14 protein-coding genes are annotated in these 17,094 nt (G+C 49.9%); 11 read left to right on the forward strand and 3 right to left on the reverse strand.

The window, feature by feature from the left end; all coding sequences use genetic code 11:
• Nucleotides 1-2: 2 nt before the first annotated feature.
• A complete protein-coding gene (cydA, locus tag OGX95_RS03415; RefSeq protein WP_137381347.1) occupies nucleotides 3-1,571 on the reverse strand; it encodes a cytochrome ubiquinol oxidase subunit I in 1,569 nt (522 codons plus the stop codon).
• Nucleotides 1,572-2,789: 1,218 nt separating this feature from the next.
• Here cydA and glmS point away from each other — a divergent pair.
• The 10 genes from glmS (at nucleotide 2,790) to cobO (ending at nucleotide 13,979) form a co-directional block, all read left to right on the forward strand.
• Nucleotides 2,790-3,239, forward strand: a complete 450-nt coding sequence (gene glmS / locus OGX95_RS03420) for a methylaspartate mutase subunit S (RefSeq protein ID WP_137381330.1) — start codon at nucleotides 2,790-2,792, stop codon at nucleotides 3,237-3,239.
• On the forward strand, nucleotides 3,239-4,633 hold the full coding sequence (glmL, locus tag OGX95_RS03425; protein ID WP_286628323.1) for a methylaspartate mutase accessory protein GlmL: 1,395 nt from the start codon (nucleotides 3,239-3,241) through the stop codon (nucleotides 4,631-4,633). The genes glmS and glmL overlap by 1 nt, the downstream gene beginning before the upstream one ends.
• A gap of 12 nt (nucleotides 4,634-4,645) precedes the next feature.
• Nucleotides 4,646-6,091, forward strand: coding sequence for a methylaspartate mutase subunit E (locus tag OGX95_RS03430; protein WP_271450205.1), 1,446 nt, complete (start codon nucleotides 4,646-4,648; stop codon nucleotides 6,089-6,091).
• Entirely contained in the window at nucleotides 6,091-7,332 is a 1,242-nt protein-coding gene (locus OGX95_RS03435) for a methylaspartate ammonia-lyase (RefSeq protein ID WP_137381333.1), read from the forward strand. Before OGX95_RS03430 ends, OGX95_RS03435 begins: the two co-directional genes overlap by 1 nt.
• Before the next feature lie 3 nt (nucleotides 7,333-7,335).
• Nucleotides 7,336-8,706, forward strand: coding sequence for an acyclic terpene utilization AtuA family protein (locus OGX95_RS03440; RefSeq protein WP_045441108.1), 1,371 nt, complete (start codon nucleotides 7,336-7,338; stop codon nucleotides 8,704-8,706).
• On the forward strand, nucleotides 8,703-9,020 hold the full coding sequence (locus tag OGX95_RS03445) for a DUF4387 domain-containing protein (RefSeq protein WP_005122536.1): 318 nt from the start codon (nucleotides 8,703-8,705) through the stop codon (nucleotides 9,018-9,020). The genes OGX95_RS03440 and OGX95_RS03445 overlap by 4 nt, the downstream gene beginning before the upstream one ends.
• Before the next feature lie 168 nt (nucleotides 9,021-9,188).
• Entirely contained in the window at nucleotides 9,189-10,493 is a 1,305-nt protein-coding gene (locus OGX95_RS03450) for a dicarboxylate/amino acid:cation symporter (protein WP_286628324.1), read from the forward strand.
• 125 nt (nucleotides 10,494-10,618) lie between these two features.
• Nucleotides 10,619-11,620 (forward strand): glutaminase A, encoded by a 1,002-nt coding sequence (gene glsA, locus OGX95_RS03455; RefSeq protein ID WP_286628325.1) that lies wholly within the window; start codon nucleotides 10,619-10,621, stop codon nucleotides 11,618-11,620.
• A gap of 94 nt (nucleotides 11,621-11,714) precedes the next feature.
• Nucleotides 11,715-13,367: a class I fumarate hydratase gene (locus tag OGX95_RS03460; protein WP_286628326.1), complete on the forward strand. Its 1,653-nt coding sequence runs from the start codon at nucleotides 11,715-11,717 to the stop codon at nucleotides 13,365-13,367.
• A gap of 9 nt (nucleotides 13,368-13,376) precedes the next feature.
• Nucleotides 13,377-13,979 (forward strand): cob(I)yrinic acid a,c-diamide adenosyltransferase, encoded by a 603-nt coding sequence (cobO, locus tag OGX95_RS03465; protein WP_048212249.1) that lies wholly within the window; start codon nucleotides 13,377-13,379, stop codon nucleotides 13,977-13,979.
• Between the two features lie 119 nt (nucleotides 13,980-14,098).
• Here the strand turns inward: cobO and OGX95_RS03470 are convergent, their stop codons facing one another.
• Nucleotides 14,099-15,001 (reverse strand): LysR family transcriptional regulator, encoded by a 903-nt coding sequence (locus OGX95_RS03470; protein ID WP_137381339.1) that lies wholly within the window; start codon nucleotides 14,999-15,001, stop codon nucleotides 14,099-14,101.
• A gap of 405 nt (nucleotides 15,002-15,406) precedes the next feature.
• Between OGX95_RS03470 and cobA the strand changes: the two genes are divergently transcribed.
• Nucleotides 15,407-16,195, forward strand: a complete 789-nt coding sequence (gene cobA, locus OGX95_RS03475) for a uroporphyrinogen-III C-methyltransferase (RefSeq protein ID WP_286628327.1) — start codon at nucleotides 15,407-15,409, stop codon at nucleotides 16,193-16,195.
• Here the strand turns inward: cobA and OGX95_RS03480 are convergent.
• Nucleotides 16,174-17,067: a PocR ligand-binding domain-containing protein gene (locus OGX95_RS03480; RefSeq protein ID WP_286628328.1), complete on the reverse strand. Its 894-nt coding sequence runs from the start codon at nucleotides 17,065-17,067 to the stop codon at nucleotides 16,174-16,176. The two genes, cobA and OGX95_RS03480, sit on opposite strands and share 22 nt — an antisense overlap.
• Nucleotides 17,068-17,094 lie beyond the last annotated feature (27 nt).

The raw sequence follows: 17,094 nt of genomic DNA on the forward strand, positions 1-17,094 counted from the left end.
TCTTAGCGTGCCGGCTGAGTAGTCACAGTAGACTGCTCGTAGTGATAACGACCGGTTTTCAGGCTACTCGGCCCAAGGCGTGCGAACTTGAACATCAGGTACAGTTCAGCCACCAGGAACAGGGTATACAGGCCGCAAATCAACAGCATCGAGAAGATGAGATCACCCGCAGTCAGCGACGAGTTCGCCACGGCTGTCGGTAACACTTCACCAATCGCCCACGGCTGACGGCCATATTCTGCGACAAACCAGCCAGATTCAATGGCAATCCACGGCAGCGGGATAGCATACAGCGCAGTACGCAGCAGCCATTTTTTCTCGCCGATACGATTACGAATCACGGTCCAGAAGGACACAGCGATGATAGCCAGCATCAGGATGCCGCACGCCACCATAATACGGAATGCGAAGTACAGCGGTGCAACACGAGGGATAGAGTCTTTCGTGGCTTGCTGGATTTGCGCTTCAGTCGCATCGGTCACTTTATCTGTATAACGTTTCAGCAGCAGACCATATCCCAGATCTTTCTTCATGCTGTTGAACTGGTCGCGAACAGCCTGATCGGTAGAGCCTGCACGCAGTTCTTCCAGCAGCTGGTACGCTTTCATCCCGTTACGGATACGCTCTTCGTGCTGCACCATCAGATCTTTCAGACCAATGACCGGTGTATCAACGGAGCGGGTAGCGATGATACCCAACGCATAAGGAATTTGAATCGCAAAATGGTTTTCCTGCGCATCCTGGTCCGGAATACCGAACAGCGTAAAGGATGCCGGTGCAGGTTGGGTTTCCCACTCGGCTTCAATAGCAGCAAGTTTGGTTTTCTGCACGTCGCCCATTTCGTAACCAGATTCATCACCCAGAACGATAACAGACAGAATGGCAGCCATACCAAAGCTGGCAGCGATAGCAAAAGAACGTTTAGCAAACGCGAAGTCACGACCGCGCAGCATATAGTAGGAGCTGATACCCAGAACGAACATCGCGCCACAAACATAACCAGAAGCCACAGTGTGAACAAATTTCACCTGAGCAACCGGGTTGAGCACCAGTTCAGAGAAGCTCAGCATCTCCATACGCATGGTTTCAAAGTTGAAATCCGCAGCGATAGGGTTTTGCATCCAGCCGTTCGCAACCAGAATCCACAGTGCGGACAGGTTAGAACCCAGCGCCACCAGCCAGGTGACACACATATGCTGGACTTTACCCAAACGGTCCCAGCCGAAGAAGAACAGACCTACAAAGGTGGATTCGAGGAAGAAGGCCATCAAACCTTCAATCGCCAGCGGTGCACCGAAAATATCCCCTACATAGTGGGAATAGTAAGACCAGTTAGTCCCGAACTGGAACTCCATGGTCAGACCGGTTGCCACACCCAGAGCGAAGTTGATACCAAACAACTTGCCCCAGAACTTGGTCATATCTTTATAAATCTGTTTGCCGGAAAGGACGTAGACCGTTTCCATGATGGCCAACAAGAACGCCATACCGAGCGTTAGTGGCACAAACAGGAAGTGGTACATCGCGGTCAAGGCAAACTGTAAGCGCGACAGTTCGACTATATCTAACATCATGACTCCTTGCTCATCGCATGAAGACTCCGAGAGTGAACCCCGTTAGAAAGGGTCACACGCATGCCCCAATACAAATTTATTTGCTTCCTTCCCCCGCTGCTCTTTCTTCTCATTTGAAGAAAGGACAATGATGAAAAGTTACAAACATGTTAATAAAACACTCAAATTGATCCCGCAATTATATTACGCCGTAAAATCCTTACAATAAACAGGTTTTTATCGAGGTAAATTTGCATTTTTCGATAGTGATCAATTTATAGCTAATTTATCACCTTCAGACCAATTTGATCTGCAGCAATTTAACCTCATTTGATGATGTTTACCAAGTTTTAAACATTGATTTAAATCAATTTTCAATTTTAATGTTAATAGTGTTTATCGCTAGTGCGACTAGTGAACACCATGTTAACGATATGTTTTTCAATGAGTAATTGCCGTTACTACAAATGATAGGATATTTATTTAAATCTACACGATCTTTTAACCAGTCAGGCAGACAAAATTATGGACAGATAAAGAGTCACTCTTGCTGGGTAGCTCACAGTTTTTTGTTTAGCAAGTCCTGCAATCATTATTTAATACAAATTATTCATTTTAAATTTACTTATAATTAACACCGCAATGTAACTATCTCAACCGGAAGCGAAGCGGCTAACATTGACCAACGCCCTGAGCTTTGGCGATCTCTCAGCAGAGACCTGCCGTTTCGCTTAAATCATCATTATAAGTTATCACTCCCACCACAACATCGCTTCTGTGCCAAAGAATAAATATATCACGAACAATTCATTATCATTTTTATCTTAAATTTAACAAAAAATATTTACGACATATAAGATTAATAAATAAAAAACCGTTATGCCGTTCACAATTTATTTAGCGAATATCATTTTCGAAATTATTAAAAACGCCACAAATAAAGCCCGCAACACAAAATAAGATTTTGATCACAAACATGGCAAGTTGTTTATTACGCAATTCGCTAATAAATAAGGTAACCAATAGAAACTAATTTATAACATACTGATTTAAATGCCTTTTTATAAAAATAAAATATAACAATCGTTTTATGCAGGATATTTTGAAAATAGATCAATTGCTTCCTTTTTCGCTTCCACAGAAACTCCAACCCTATTAAGAGGTTGTCACAATCCATGTTCTAAATATTAGAAATATTTTTTACTTATTGACCATCAGCCCTACAGAGGATTACCCATGAAGAAATCTACACTTGTTATTGGCGTCATCGGTGCTGACTGCCATGCAGTAGGCAATAAAGTTCTGGATCGCGTTTTTACTGCTCATGATTTTCACGTAATCAACCTCGGGGTGATGGTGAGCCAGGATGAATATATTGATGCCGCAATTGAAACAGGCGCCGATGCCATCGTGGTGTCCTCCATCTACGGCCACGGCGACATTGACTGCCTCGGCCTGCGTGAGCGCTGCATTGAACGCGGCCTGGGCGACATTCTGCTGTATGTCGGCGGTAACCTTGTCGTGGGCAAACATGATTTTGCCGATGTCGAAGTGAAGTTTAAAGAAATGGGCTTCAACCGCGTTTTCGCCCCCAGCCATGACCTGGAAGATGTCTGCTCGCTTATCACTAACGATATTCACCAACACAATGGCCTCGAACAGCGTTGCCTGGAAGAGGCCATCTGATGCAAACAGTTTCTGTCGATATCGGCTCGACATGGACCAAGGCAGCCCTCTTCGCACAGGAAGGAGAGGTGTTAACGCTGGTCAATCATGTCCTGACCCCAACCACCACACATCATCTGGCAGACGGTTTTTTTGCCAGCCTGAATCAGGTGCTGAATGTTGCCGATGCTCGCCCGTTACTGAAAAGTGGTGAAGTGCAGTTGAAGTACTCCTCCTCAGCCAAAGGTGGACTCGCTGTTGCAGCAATGGGGCTGGTGCCTTCCATTACGCTGGAATCGGCGAAAGTTACCGCTCACTCGGCAGGAGCGAAAATCGCGCAATATTATTCGTACAAGCTGAACCGTCATGACATCCAGGAGCTGGAATCCGTACCGCCAGATATCCTGTTGTTTACGGGTGGTACAGATGGCGGTGAAGAAAGCTATGGATTGGCCAATGCGCGTGCACTGGCGGATTCGAAGCTTGATTGCGCCATCATCTATGCCGGAAACCGTGATATTCAGGACGAAATACAAACGATTCTGGGCCACAAAGATCTGACCACGGTAGACAACATCCTGCCGGATCTCGATCACCCGAATCCGTTTGCCGCTCGTCAGGCCATTTGCGATGTGTTCTTGTCACGCATCGTAAAAGGTAAAGGTCTTGACGTCATCGTGGGTGAAACAGGCGAAGACCCCATGCCGACGCCGTGGACGGTGTATGAACTGGTAAAAGCAATTAGCGATTACGACAGCGCATGGAAGGAATTCATGCTGATCGATATGGGTGGCGCCACCACGGATGTCTATTCAGCCAGCGCGAATACCCTCTCCCCCGATACTGTCCTGCATGGTGTCCCAGAACCTTTCGTCAAACGTACCGTTGAAGGTGATTTGGGCATGCGCGTTTCCGCCGTCGTGGTGGGAGAAAGCACGCAGGAGATGGTGAAAGTTGTTTTCGCCCAACAGCCACAACGTGAGGAGGCGTTTTATCGCTACCTGCGCCATCTGGTTGGGCAGCCGGACTACCTGCCAGTCAACGAGGAAGAGAAATATTTCGACACTCTGTTAGCAGGTTTGTGCGTGGGCTATGCCGCTGAGCGCCACGCGGGCACTAAGAAGCAGGTTTGCACCTGCGTCGGTAACGTGGATTTACAGATGGGTCGCGATCTCACCACCGTACGGAAAGTTGTCGGTTCAGGGGGATGGCTCTCTCGCGCCAGCCAGTTCGATATCCATAACTGGCTCAAATACCGGGAGCTGGACGACCAGGGTAAAAGAATTCTGTTACCGAATCAGTTTGAGTATTACCGCGATTCATATGGCCTGCTCCCGCTACTGGCAAACGTCGCCAGGCTGTACCCGCAAGCCGCTGCTCGCACCAGCATTCAGTGTTTAACCCTACAAAACTAAAGGCAGCTACGAATGGAACTTCGAAATAAAAAATTGACCCACGACGAATTCATGACCGAAAGGCATCAGGTATTGCAAACCTGGGAAACCGGCAAAGACGTTGAGAACTTCGAAGATGGCGTGAAGTACCAGCAATCAATTCCAGACTCAAAGCGCTTCTCCCTCGCGCTGTTGAAGGCCGATCAAGAAGGTAAAACGCTGAGCCAGCCGCGTGCGGGCGTCGCACTCATGGATGAGCATATTGAGCTGCTTAAAACATTGCAGGAAGAATGTGACCTCCTGCCAAGTACAATCGATGCTTATACCCGTCTGAACCGCTATGAAGAAGCGGCTGTCGGGATCCAAAAATCTATCGAGGCGGGCACCTCCAAACTGAATGGTTTACCTGTCGTCAATCATGGGGTTGCTGCCTGCCGCCGTATGACTGAGTCGCTGGAAAAACCAATCCAGGTCCGCCACGGTACGCCAGATGCCCGTCTGCTGGCAGAAATCGCCATGGCCAGTGGTTTTACCAGCTACGAAGGCGGCGGTATCTCCTACAACATCCCTTACGCCAAACGCGTCACCCTGGAAAAATCCATTCGTGACTGGCAGTACTGCGATCGCCTGATGGGACTGTACGAAGAAAATGGTATTCGCATCAACCGTGAACCGTTTGGCCCGTTGACTGGCACCCTGATCCCCCCGTTTATGTCCCACTCGGTAGCGATTATCGAAGGTCTGCTGGCACTGGAACAAGGCGTGAAGTCTATTACCGTCGGTTACGGCCAGGTCGGTAGTTTGACTCAGGATATCGCCGCCATTCAGGCACTGCGTGAACTGTCCCACGAATACTTCCATAACCACGGCTTCGATGATTATGAGCTGAGTACCGTATTCCACCAGTGGATGGGCGGATTCCCGGAAGATGAAGCAAAAGCCTTCTCCGTTATCGCCTGGGGTGCTGCGGTTGCTGGCATGTCCGGTGCCACAAAAGTCATTACCAAGAGCCCGCATGAAGCCTTCGGCATCCCAACCGCCGCGGCTAACGCTCAGGGTCTTAAAGCGTCACGCCAGATGCTTAACATGGTGAGCGACCAGAAGTTCCCGCAGTGCGCTGCCGTGGAACAGGAAGTCGAACTGATTAAGAGTGAAGTCCGCGCAGTACTGAAAAAAGTCTTCGAGCTGGGTAATGGCGACATTGCACGCGGTACGGTACTGGCCTTTGAAGCCGGTGTTCTGGATGTTCCCTTCGCCCCAGCCGCCTGCAACGCAGGCAAAATTCTGCCGGTGCGCGATAACACAGGTGCTATCCGTATTCTCGAAGCCGGTGCGGTTCCACTGCCGAAAGACATTCTCGCGCTGCACCACGACTACGTCTCAGAGCGCGCACATTTTGAAGGTCGCAAACCTTCTTTCCAGATGGTCATTGATGACATCAACGCCGTATCCCACAGTAAATTAATAGGAAGACCATAATGAAAATTAAACAGGCCCTTTTCACCGCTGGCTACTCCTCATTTTATTTTGACGATCAGCAGGCCATCAAAAACGGCGCAGGTCATGACGGCTTTATCTATACCGGTGATCCGGTAACGCCAGGCTTTACTTCTGTGCGTCAGGCAGGTGAATGCGTATCCGTACAGCTGGTTCTGGAAAACGGCGCGGTCGCAGTGGGTGATTGCGCGGCGGTGCAATATTCAGGTGCCGGCGGTCGTGATCCGCTGTTCCTGGCTGAGAACTTCATTCCGTTCCTCAACGATCACATCAAACCACTGCTGGAAGGTCGTGACGTTGATGCATTCCTGCCGAATGCCCGTTTCTTTGACCAACTGCGTATTGACGGCCATCTGCTGCATACCGCCGTTCGTTATGGTCTGTCTCAGGCACTGCTTGACGCGGCGGCACTGGCCACCGGTCGTCTGAAAACTGAAGTGGTATGCGACGAGTGGCAACTGCCGTGCGTACCGGAAGCCATTCCATTATTTGGTCAGAGTGGTGATGACCGCTATATCGCCGTCGACAAAATGATCCTCAAAGGTGTGGATGTCCTGCCGCATGCGCTGATCAACAACGTTGAAGAGAAGCTGGGCTTTAAAGGCGAAAAACTGCGTGAGTATGTGCGTTGGCTGTCCGACCGTATCTTAAGCCTGCGCACCAGCGAGCGTTATCACCCGACGCTACATATCGATGTGTACGGCACGATCGGCCTGATTTTTGATATGGACCCAGTGCGCTGCGCCGAATACATCGCCAGCCTGGAAGCCGAAGCGCAAGGCCTGCCGCTGTACATTGAAGGTCCGGTTGATGCCGGCAACAAACCGGATCAGATCCGCATGTTGACCGCCATCACCAAAGAGCTGACCCGTCTGGGCTCCGGCGTGAAAATCGTGGCTGATGAATGGTGTAACACCTATCAGGACATCGTGGACTTCACCGATGCGGGCAGCTGCCACATGGTGCAGATCAAAACCCCGGACCTGGGCGGTATTCACAACATCGTTGATGCGGTGCTGTATTGCAACAAACACGCCATGGAAGCTTATCAGGGCGGTACCTGCAACGAAACCGAGATCAGTGCTCGCACCTGCGTCCACGTCGCACTGGCCGCACGTCCAATGCGCATGCTGGTAAAACCGGGTATGGGATTCGATGAAGGTCTCAACATCGTGTTTAACGAAATGAACCGCACCATCGCGCTGTTGCAAACTAAGGATTAAGAGATGGCACGCACATTTAAGATCTTATCGCCTACGGCTATCCTGGGTTATGGCTTCCCGGAAGAGAGTTTTCGTAAAGCCATGGAAGAGTCACCGGATCTTATTGCTGTTGACGCAGGTTCCTCCGATCCGGGCCCCCACTACCTGGGGGCAGGTAAACCCTTCACTGACAGGGCCGGGGTAAAACGCGATCTACGCTATATGATCGTGGCGGGCGTTAAGAACAACATCCCAGTGGTCATCGGTACCGCGGGTGGTTCCGGTGCTGCTCCGCATCTGGAGTGGTGCCGCCAGATAATCCATGAGATTGCCCAGGAAGAAAAACTGTCTTTCTCAATGGCGCTGATTCCGTCTGATGTTGATAAAGAAGTGGTTCACCAGGCACTGGATAACGGCAAAATCACCGCGCTGGATTTCGTGCCTGAGTTAACCCACGAAGCCATCGAAGACAGCACCTACATCGTCGCACAGATGGGTGTCGAACCTTTCCAGCGTGCGCTGAAAGCGGGTGCACAGGTTGTTCTGGGCGGACGTGCTTACGATCCAGCCTGCTTCGCGGCGCTGCCCATCATGCAAGGCTTTGATGAAGGTCTGGCGCTACACTGCGGTAAGATCCTTGAGTGTGCTGCCATTGCAGCAACCCCTGGCTCCGGCTCGGATTGCGCAATGGGGATCATCGACGACAACGGCTTTACGCTGAAAGCGTTCAATCCAAAGCGTAAGTTCACCGAAACCTCCGCTGCGGCGCATACCTTGTACGAGAAGTCCGACCCGTACTTCCTGCCGGGACCGGGCGGCGTACTGAATCTGAAGGCATGTACTTTCACCGCAGTTAACGAAGGCGAAGTGTATGTCAGCGGTTCGCGTCATGAAGAAACGCCGTATGCGCTGAAACTGGAAGGCGCACGTCAGGTTGGCTTCCGCTGCCTGACTATCGCCGGGACGCGCGATCCGATAATGATTGCCGGTATCGACACCATTCTCGAAGAGGTACAGGCAAGCGTGGCACGTAACCTCTCACTGAATGATGACAGTATCCGCATGACGTTCCACCTCTACGGTAAGAATGGCGTGATGGGCAATCATGAACCGATGAAAACCGCCGGTCATGAACTGGGGATTTTACTGGACGTCGTCGCGCCAACGCAGGATATCGCCAACAGCGTTTGCTCGCTGGTGCGCTCTACCCTACTGCACTACGGCTATGAAAATCGTATTGCGACCGCGGGCAACCTCGCTTTCCCATTCTCACCATCTGATATTCAGAGTGGGCCGGTGTATGAGTTCTCGATCTATCACCTGATTGAAGCAAGCGATGCACTGCGGTTTGATTTCCACATTGAGCAGGTGACGCCAGAAGGAGTTCAGGCATGAAACAGTCAATTTGTTCACTGGCGCAGGTCATTCGCTCCAAAAATGCCGGACCGTACGAACTGGTTTTAGATATTTTGTTTAAAACCCGGGAAGACTATCAGCGAGTAAAGCGTTCGGAGCAATTAACTCCGCAGCTTATTGCTGGATTATATAATGTCGAACCTGACTTTATTCACAATATTGTCTGGTTTGACCCCGCGAACGCAGTAAAAATTGTCATGCCGCGCGATATTATTTCCGGAAATGTCGGTGACAATGATGTTTATGGCGCACAGCAACACGCACCATTATTAAGTATTGAATTCGATCTGTAACAAAAAAACACAATAACAGCCATTGGAGCACAGAGTTCAGCTGTATCACAGTGCTTCGAATATTCATGCGGTTGGTCACAACAGGCGTGCGTCTGAGCTGCTGTCCGGGCTCAGGCACACGCCACTCTACATTATTCCAATTACCAGCCTTTATCCGATGGAGTACACATGAAGAAAATTAGTTTAACGAAGATGATCATATTAGGCCTGATACTCGGCATGATTGCCGGGGTGGCTATTAATAATATGGCCGCGGCTGAAACAGCAAAATCATATGCACAGGATATTTCCATTTTCACCACTATATTCTTACGTATGGTGAAGATGATTATTGCGCCATTGGTTATTTCAACTCTGGTTGTCGGTATTGCCAAGATGGGCGATGCCAAAACGCTGGGGCGTATATTTTCTAAAACCTTTTTCCTGTTTATTTGTGCCTCACTGCTGTCGATCGCATTGGGTCTGGTTATCGTTAATATCTTCCAGCCGGGCGCAGGCATCAACTTTGTTGCTCATGACGCAGGCGCTGTTGCCGCTGTTAAGTCAGAGCCGTTCACGCTGAAAGTCTTTATCTCACATGCCGTACCAACCAGTATCGTTGACGCGATGGCGCGTAACGAAATCCTGCAGATCGTGGTGTTCTCCATTTTCCTTGGTTGCAGCCTGGCCGCAATCGGTGAAAAAGCCGAGCCTATCGTTAAGGTTCTGGATTCGCTGGTACACGTCATGCTGAAGCTGACAGGCTACGTCATGCTGTTTGCCCCACTGACCGTTTTCGCTGCTATTTCCGGCCTGATTGCCGAGCGAGGTCTGGGTGTAATGGTCAGCGCCGGTATCTTTATGGGCGAGTTCTACCTGACACTGGGCATGCTGTGGGCAATTCTGATTGGCCTGTCGACACTCATTGTTGGTCCTTGCATCAGCCGCCTCACCAAATCCATCTTCGAACCGGCGCTGCTGGCCTTTACCACGTCCAGTTCTGAAGCGGCCTTCCCTGGCACGCTGGATAAGCTGGAAAAATTCGGTGTATCGTCAAAAATTGCCAGCTTCGTGCTGCCGATCGGTTACTCCTTTAACCTCGTCGGCTCCATGGCCTATTGCTCCTTTGCCACCGTCTTTATTGCCCAGGCGTGCAACATAGAACTGAGCATGGGCGAGCAAATCACCATGCTGCTGATCCTGATGCTGACCTCAAAAGGGATGGCGGGTGTGCCACGTGCATCCATGGTGGTTATTGCCGCTACGCTGAACCAGTTCAACATTCCGGAAGCCGGTTTGATCCTGCTGATGGGCGTCGATCCGTTCCTGGATATGGGGCGTTCAGCCACTAACGTCATGAGTAATGCCATGGGGGCTGCCATTGTAGGTCGCTGGGAAGGTGAACACTTTGGTTCAGGCTGCCGCGGAACAGCACCCGTCAAAACACCGGAGCAAGAACGCCCGGTTACCGAAACAGAGGTCGCGTTGTCCTGATACCCCGTTATTGCCGGATGGCGCTTGCGCTTATCCGGCCTACATAACGTTTAACTATCCGTAAGCCGGATAAGGCGGTACGCCGCCATCCGGCACCATGATGAGTACCCCAACAGGATCGCACCATGACTAAAACTCTTCCCGGCGTGAGTCTCTTTGTTTTCAGCGTCTTGTTTAGCTCTGCCTCATTCGCGCAAACCACGCCGGACTACGCAAGGCTAATAGAGCAGGCACATCAGAAATACAAAAGTAACAATGATGGAAAAGTCGCCGACTACATCCCTGCCCTGGCGAGCTACAGTCCCAATAATTTTGCCATCACCGTTGCCACGGTAGACGGAAAAATCTACCAGGTGGGTGATGTTAAAAAGCCCTTCCCGATGGAGTCCCTGAGTAAAGTCTTCACTATGGCGCTGGCCATGGAGCAGCACGGTCCTCAGGTGGTTCTGGATAAACTCGGGGCCAATGCCACCGGCATGCCATTTAATTCAGGTTTAGCCGTTGAACTCACTAAAGGCGCGCCGGAAAACCCGCTGGTGAATGCAGGTGCAATGAGCACCGTCAGCCTGATTGAGGCCAAAGACAAAACCGATCGCTGGAACAAAATCCTCGACAACCTGAATGTCTGGGCGGATGCCTCACTGACGGTCAACGAACCGGTATTCAAATCCGAGATGGAAACCAATCAGCACAACCAGGCACTGGCGAAGCTGATGGAGTCCTATAACAGTTTCTACGGCAACACAGAGGAAGCGGTCGAAATTTATACCCGCCAATGCTCAGTGGACATCACCGTTGAGCAACTGGCCAAAATGGGTGCCGTACTCGCGAACAAAGGCAAATCGCCCTTCAACGGTAAGCAGTTGCTGAATGAAAGCTATGTACCACAGGTGCTGGCTGAAATGGCCATTGCCGGACTGTACGACGGCAGCGGTAAATGGTTGTACAGCGTCGGTATTCCGGCGAAAAGCGGCGTTGGCGGCGGAATGGTTGCTGTTGTCCCGGGTGAATATGCCATTGCCGTCTATTCTCCGCCGTTGGACGAAGCCGGTAACAGCGTTCGTGCACAGAAAACTATCGAATATGTCGCTGACGCGACCAAAGCCAATGTCTTTTTAGCAAAATAACGCTATGCCGGATGGCGCTTTGCTCATCCGGCCTACGATTAGCACATTTATTTACGCCGTCATCCGGCAAAAAATGAAGAGGTGAGAAGTAAACATGTCTAAACCATTTGTCTGGCAGGAGCTCTTTGTTCAGAGTAAAGATAATACCGAATATGAATTGCTCAGTAATCAACATATTACTGTGACAGAGTTAGACGGAGAGGAAGTTATTAAGGTTGCGCCGGAAGCGTTAACCTTGTTAGCACAGCAGGCATTTTATGAGGCCTCTTTTTTCCTGCGCGCCGGACATTTGAAACAGATTGCCAGCATTTTACACGATCCACAGGCCAGCAGTAATGACAAGTATGTCGCATTACAGCTGCTGCGCAATGCCGAAGTCTCAGCCAAAGGCGTACTACCAAACTGCCAGGACACTGGTACCGCCACCATTGTCGCCAGCAAAGGCCAGCAGGTCTGGACCGGTGGCGATGATGCCGAAGCATTAAGCAAGGGCGTATATACCACCTTTACGGAAAGTAACCTGCGTTATTCACAAAATGCCCCGCTGGACATGTATAACGAGGTCAATACCCAGACCAACCTGCCTGCACAAATCGACATCAGCGCGACGCCGGGTAGCGAATACCGTTTCCTGTTCGTCAACAAAGGTGGTGGTTCAGCTAACAAAGCCGCGCTGTTCCAGGAAACCAAATCTATTCTGCAGCCGGAGAAATTGACGGCTTTCCTGATCGAAAAAATGAAATCGCTGGGCACTGCCGCTTGTCCGCCGTACCACATTGCATTTGTGGTTGGCGGATTATCTGCCGATCAGTCGCTAAAAGTTGCGAAGCTGGCATCGACCAAATATTACGATAACCTGCCCACCAGCGGGAATGAACTGGGTCAGGCATTCCGCGATACAGCACTGGAAGCCGAACTGCTCAATGCCAGCCGCGAATTTGGCATTGGCGCGCAGTTTGGTGGCAAATACTTTGCCCACGACATTCGCGTTATTCGTCTGCCGCGCCACGGTGGCTCCTGCCCTATCGCCATGGCGCTCTCCTGCTCGGCTGACCGCAACATCAAGGCTAAAATTAATAAACACGGTATCTGGCTGGAGAAACTCGAACATAACCCAGGCAAGTTTATTCCCGACTCTCACCGCGTTGAAAACACCGCCCAGACGGTACAGCTCAACCTCGATCGCCCGTTGCGTGACATTCTGAATGATTTGTCAGCGCTGCCCATTGGCACCCGCCTGTCACTCAGCGGCCCGATTGTCGTCGCCCGTGATATTGCTCACGCCAAAATAAAAGCGCGCCTGGATAACGGCGAGCCAATGCCGGAGTACATGAAAAAGCACATTGTATATTACGCAGGTCCAGCAAAAACGCCGGATAATCAGGCCTGTGGCTCAATGGGGCCGACCACCGGCGGACGCATGGACGGTTATGTCGATGCCTTCCAGGCTGCGGGTGGCAGTCTGATCATGTTGTCAAAGGGCAACCGTAGCCAGCAAGTAACCGATGCTTGCCACAAGCATGGTGGCTTTAACCTCGGCAGCATCGGCGGCGCAGCGGCCCTACTGGCACAGCAATATGTGAAGAGCCTGCACTGCCTTGAGTACCCCGAACTGGGCATGGAAGCGGTCTGGATGATGGAAGTTAAAAATATGCCGGCCTTCGTCTTAGTGGATGACAAAGGCAATAACTTCTTCAGTCAGTTTGAGCAGCAGCATCGCTGCGCAACCTGCCCGGCAGGGCATTAAGGAGCTATCATGGAAGCGCGAGCCAACAATGACCGACATCGCCAGCGTCAGCAGAAGCTAAAAGCGCAGGTTGATACCCGCGTGGCGGCAGCCACCGAGAAAAAAGGGATTCTGATTGTCTTCACCGGCAATGGTAAAGGGAAATCCACCGCAGCCTTCGGCACGGCTACGCGCGCGGTTGGTCACGGAAAAACCGTTGGCGTCGCGCAGTTTATTAAAGGCCAGTGGGACAATGGCGAGTACAACACACTGCACCCTCTTGGCGTGGAGTTTCATATTATGGGTACCGGTTTTACCTGGGAAACTCAGAACCGGGAAGCCGATATTGAGGCGGCCACGGCAGTGTGGCAGGAAAGTAAGCGCATGCTAGCCGATGCGCATTACGATCTGGTCGTACTGGACGAACTCACTTATATGTTGGCTTATCACTATCTGGATACACAGGAGGTTATCAGCGCCATCGAAAATCGCCCTGCCGACCAGAGTGTGATAGTCACCGGGCGCGGTTGCCATGCGCTGTTACTTGAACTTGCCGATACGGTCAGCGAGCTGCGCCCAGTTAAACACGCTTTTGATAGCGGCATTCAGGCACAGCCAGGAATCGACTGGTAATCACTCCTTTGCCGGATAAGGCGTTTACGCCGCATCCGGCAATTTGCCCGATGCCGCGACGCTTATCGGGCCTATGGTGAACACCGAAACCAGTAGGCCTGATAATGCGCAAGTCGCCATCAGGCAGCCGACACCACGGATTTATTTAGCAACCAGTTGCGGAAGATCTCCAAATGCAGGGACTCCGATTTTTCCTCCCGCCACGTCATGATGAATCGATTACCGGTACGCATTGGAACATCGCAAGGAATCACCATATCCCCACTATCCAGATCGTGCTGAATGGCAAAACGGGGTAGCAATGCGACGCCAAGGTTGGAACGTACCGCCGCAATCAGCATCGACAAGAGATCAAATCGCGGACCTTTATTCACCAGTGGACTGCTGACATCGGACAGCGCAAACCATTCCTGCCAGCCTTTAATTCGGGTGCTTTGATGCAAAAGCGGGTATTCGTTCAGCAGTTCATCGACGGACAGCTTCCGGTCCGGTTCAGCAAGCAGGCAACGACTGCACACTGGCAGAATTTCCTCTTCGAACAGGTACTCTACCCCCGACCACGGAGAGTAAAAATCTTCCCGCATGATCGCTGCGTCATATTCCCGGTTAAGAAAATCACCAATATTCGCCAGAGAATGAATATTAACGATAATATCAGGATTGAGTTTATTGAACTCACGCAGGTTTGGGATCAGCCAGTGCGTACTGAACGTCGGGTTAACCGCCAGTTCGATCACTTGTACGGTCGGCTGCCATGTCATGATCGTCGTCGTATCTCGTTCAAGCTTGTTCAGCGTTTCTTTAACGATAGTTAAATAGTGTTTGCCTGCCGCATTTAAAAAAATGCGCTTTTTGGCATGATTAAATAGCGCTGTATTAAGAAAATCCTCTAGCGCATTCACCTGGCGGAAAACAGCACTTTGTGTTAAAGCCAGCTCTTCAGCTGCCCGGGTATAACTTTCGTGACGCGCAACCACTTCAAAAGTTACCAGCAACTCCGTTTTGGGTATTTTTCCTCTCATAACCTCTTCCATATGCAGCGTACAAAAATAGTTTAATTTATAAAAAAATAATTCATGTCACCCAAATAAACATCGAGTGTTATATTTTATTTCAGGCATTGATGTCATTGATCCAATCCATGATTTGTTCATACTGATGGCGGATAAATATTAACCAATAATACGCAAGCACAACAATAAACACAATTTAAATAAGGTTAAATTCAGACACATAGCGCCAATAAGTTCTTAATAATTTTTCAAGTCATCTTGTTTATTGTGGAAAAAACTTTGCGAGATTAATCAATATTATCCTTGCGATAATTTAGGAAAATTTAGCGTTATAACTTACAGGCAAACGACTGCTTTTAATCATTCTCCGGGGTGGTTCTGCCTTTTTTTGTTAGACGTGATAAAGGACACAATGTGAAAACTTTCGGAAAGGTCTGGCTCGTTGGCGCAGGTCCCGGTGATATTTCATTACTCACCCTCAAAGCAGTGATGTGCATTAAACAAGCAGATGTCATTATTTACGATCGGTTGGTCAATCCTAAGATTCTGGAATGGGCATCCGCTGACTGTGAGCTTATCAATGTCGGTAAGAATCCAGGATTTCATTGCGTACCACAGGATGAAATCAACGCGCTTCTCGTTCAGTATGCCCAGACGCATCACAATATCGTGCGCTTAAAAGGCGGCGATCCCTACGTATTTGGTCGTGGGGCCGAAGAAGCTGAAGGGCTTATCGAACCGGGGATCCCTTTTGAAGTCGTCCCCGGTATCAGTTCAACCATTGGGGGATTAACCTGCGCCGGGATCCCGGTAACACATCGCGATTACGCCTCTGGTTTTCACGTGGTGACCGGCCATACGCGCGAAGGTAACCAGCAACAGGACTGGCGCCAGCTGGCCAAACTGAACGGTACATTGGTTATCGTCATGGGTATCGCGAATCTGGCATTCATCTGTGAAGAGCTACTGATGGGCGGAAAACCTGCGGAGACACCCGCAGCCATTATCATGTCCGCGACCCGGGAGAATCAGCGCCGACTGACCTGTACCCTCGGATCATTACTGAGCAATGCGCAGGAAGCCAACATTACGCCGCCTGCACTGATCGTCATTGGTGATGTCGTCACGCTGAGCGATCGCCTGTCTTTCATTCCCGCCGCTATCGAACGCCCTGAACATCTTTACTGCGAGAGTCTGGCGTGACGAAAAGACTGGGGTGATGTTTGATGCGCCGCCCGGAAAACGCGACAAAAATAACTGGTTTGTGCGTACTGAAGTTTCCGGGCAATACTGTCTATTGAATGAACAGGATCATGTAATAACTCCCCCGCCTTTTGCATTTTTTTCTGATTTACCCAGGTTTTAAAATTAACGCCCTGGCGTTTCTTAAAAAATCGACTGAAATAATTTGCACTTAAACAGACATGTGCTGCCACAGACTCCAGGGATAAGTCACTATACAAGTTATCATCAATATAACGCAGTGCCGCCAGTAGTTTTTTCTCATGACGAGAAAGCTCCGTTAAATAGTGCCGGATGTTACTGACTGGTTTGTCGAACACTACTTCAGATTGTTTTTCTTGTCCCTCAAAATTATTAACAATAAAATGCAATAAATTAGCCGATGCCACCAGCGTATTATTATCAACCGCAACAAGCTGATCCCACTCGGCTTTTATTTCAGGATCGACCATCCATCGCGATTCATCTTCAACAATGATGGTTTTATATTCCTGGTACTTAGCCCGAACCTGACCACAGATAATAAAACCATGCAGATTTTCCTCATAAATTAATGGTATGGAGAACAGACTTAGCCCTGCATGACAGCTGAATATTCTGGGCTTACACTGTTTCAGAGCTTCAAAAGCACACTGTTTATCGCACGTTTGGCAACCAACACTGTAGCGTTTATTCGCTCTCATCAGCTTACAGAATGAATTAAAATTATGGCAATCAGAGAGCGCTCTACCTGTAACATCAACGACTACCGTTGCTAACCCCGTCGCATTGGAGAAGACTTCTGCTATAGAGAAAAAACATGGTAAGTAATCATCCTGAATTTTCAGCGACACGCCATCCTCCAACCTTAATATGACTAA

Origin of the sequence: Citrobacter sp. Cu233 (assembly GCF_030332225.1) — a bacterium.
GTDB lineage: Bacteria > Pseudomonadota > Gammaproteobacteria > Enterobacterales > Enterobacteriaceae > Citrobacter.

Coding starts and splice junctions, on each gene's coding strand:
- OGX95_RS03435 (WP_137381333.1), top strand. CDS start 6,091: ATGAAAATTAAACAGGCCCTTTTCACCGCTGGCTACTCCTCATTTTAT.
- OGX95_RS03450 (WP_286628324.1), top strand. CDS start 9,189: ATGAAGAAAATTAGTTTAACGAAGATGATCATATTAGGCCTGATACTC.
- glmL (WP_286628323.1), top strand. CDS start 3,239: ATGCAAACAGTTTCTGTCGATATCGGCTCGACATGGACCAAGGCAGCC.
- cobO (WP_048212249.1), top strand. CDS start 13,377: ATGGAAGCGCGAGCCAACAATGACCGACATCGCCAGCGTCAGCAGAAG.
- cydA (WP_137381347.1), bottom strand. CDS start 1,571: ATGTTAGATATAGTCGAACTGTCGCGCTTACAGTTTGCCTTGACCGCG.
- OGX95_RS03470 (WP_137381339.1), bottom strand. CDS start 15,001: ATGAGAGGAAAAATACCCAAAACGGAGTTGCTGGTAACTTTTGAAGTG.
- OGX95_RS03440 (WP_045441108.1), top strand. CDS start 7,336: ATGGCACGCACATTTAAGATCTTATCGCCTACGGCTATCCTGGGTTAT.
- OGX95_RS03460 (WP_286628326.1), top strand. CDS start 11,715: ATGTCTAAACCATTTGTCTGGCAGGAGCTCTTTGTTCAGAGTAAAGAT.
- glmS (WP_137381330.1), top strand. CDS start 2,790: ATGAAGAAATCTACACTTGTTATTGGCGTCATCGGTGCTGACTGCCAT.
- glsA (WP_286628325.1), top strand. CDS start 10,619: ATGACTAAAACTCTTCCCGGCGTGAGTCTCTTTGTTTTCAGCGTCTTG.
- OGX95_RS03430 (WP_271450205.1), top strand. CDS start 4,646: ATGGAACTTCGAAATAAAAAATTGACCCACGACGAATTCATGACCGAA.
- OGX95_RS03445 (WP_005122536.1), top strand. CDS start 8,703: ATGAAACAGTCAATTTGTTCACTGGCGCAGGTCATTCGCTCCAAAAAT.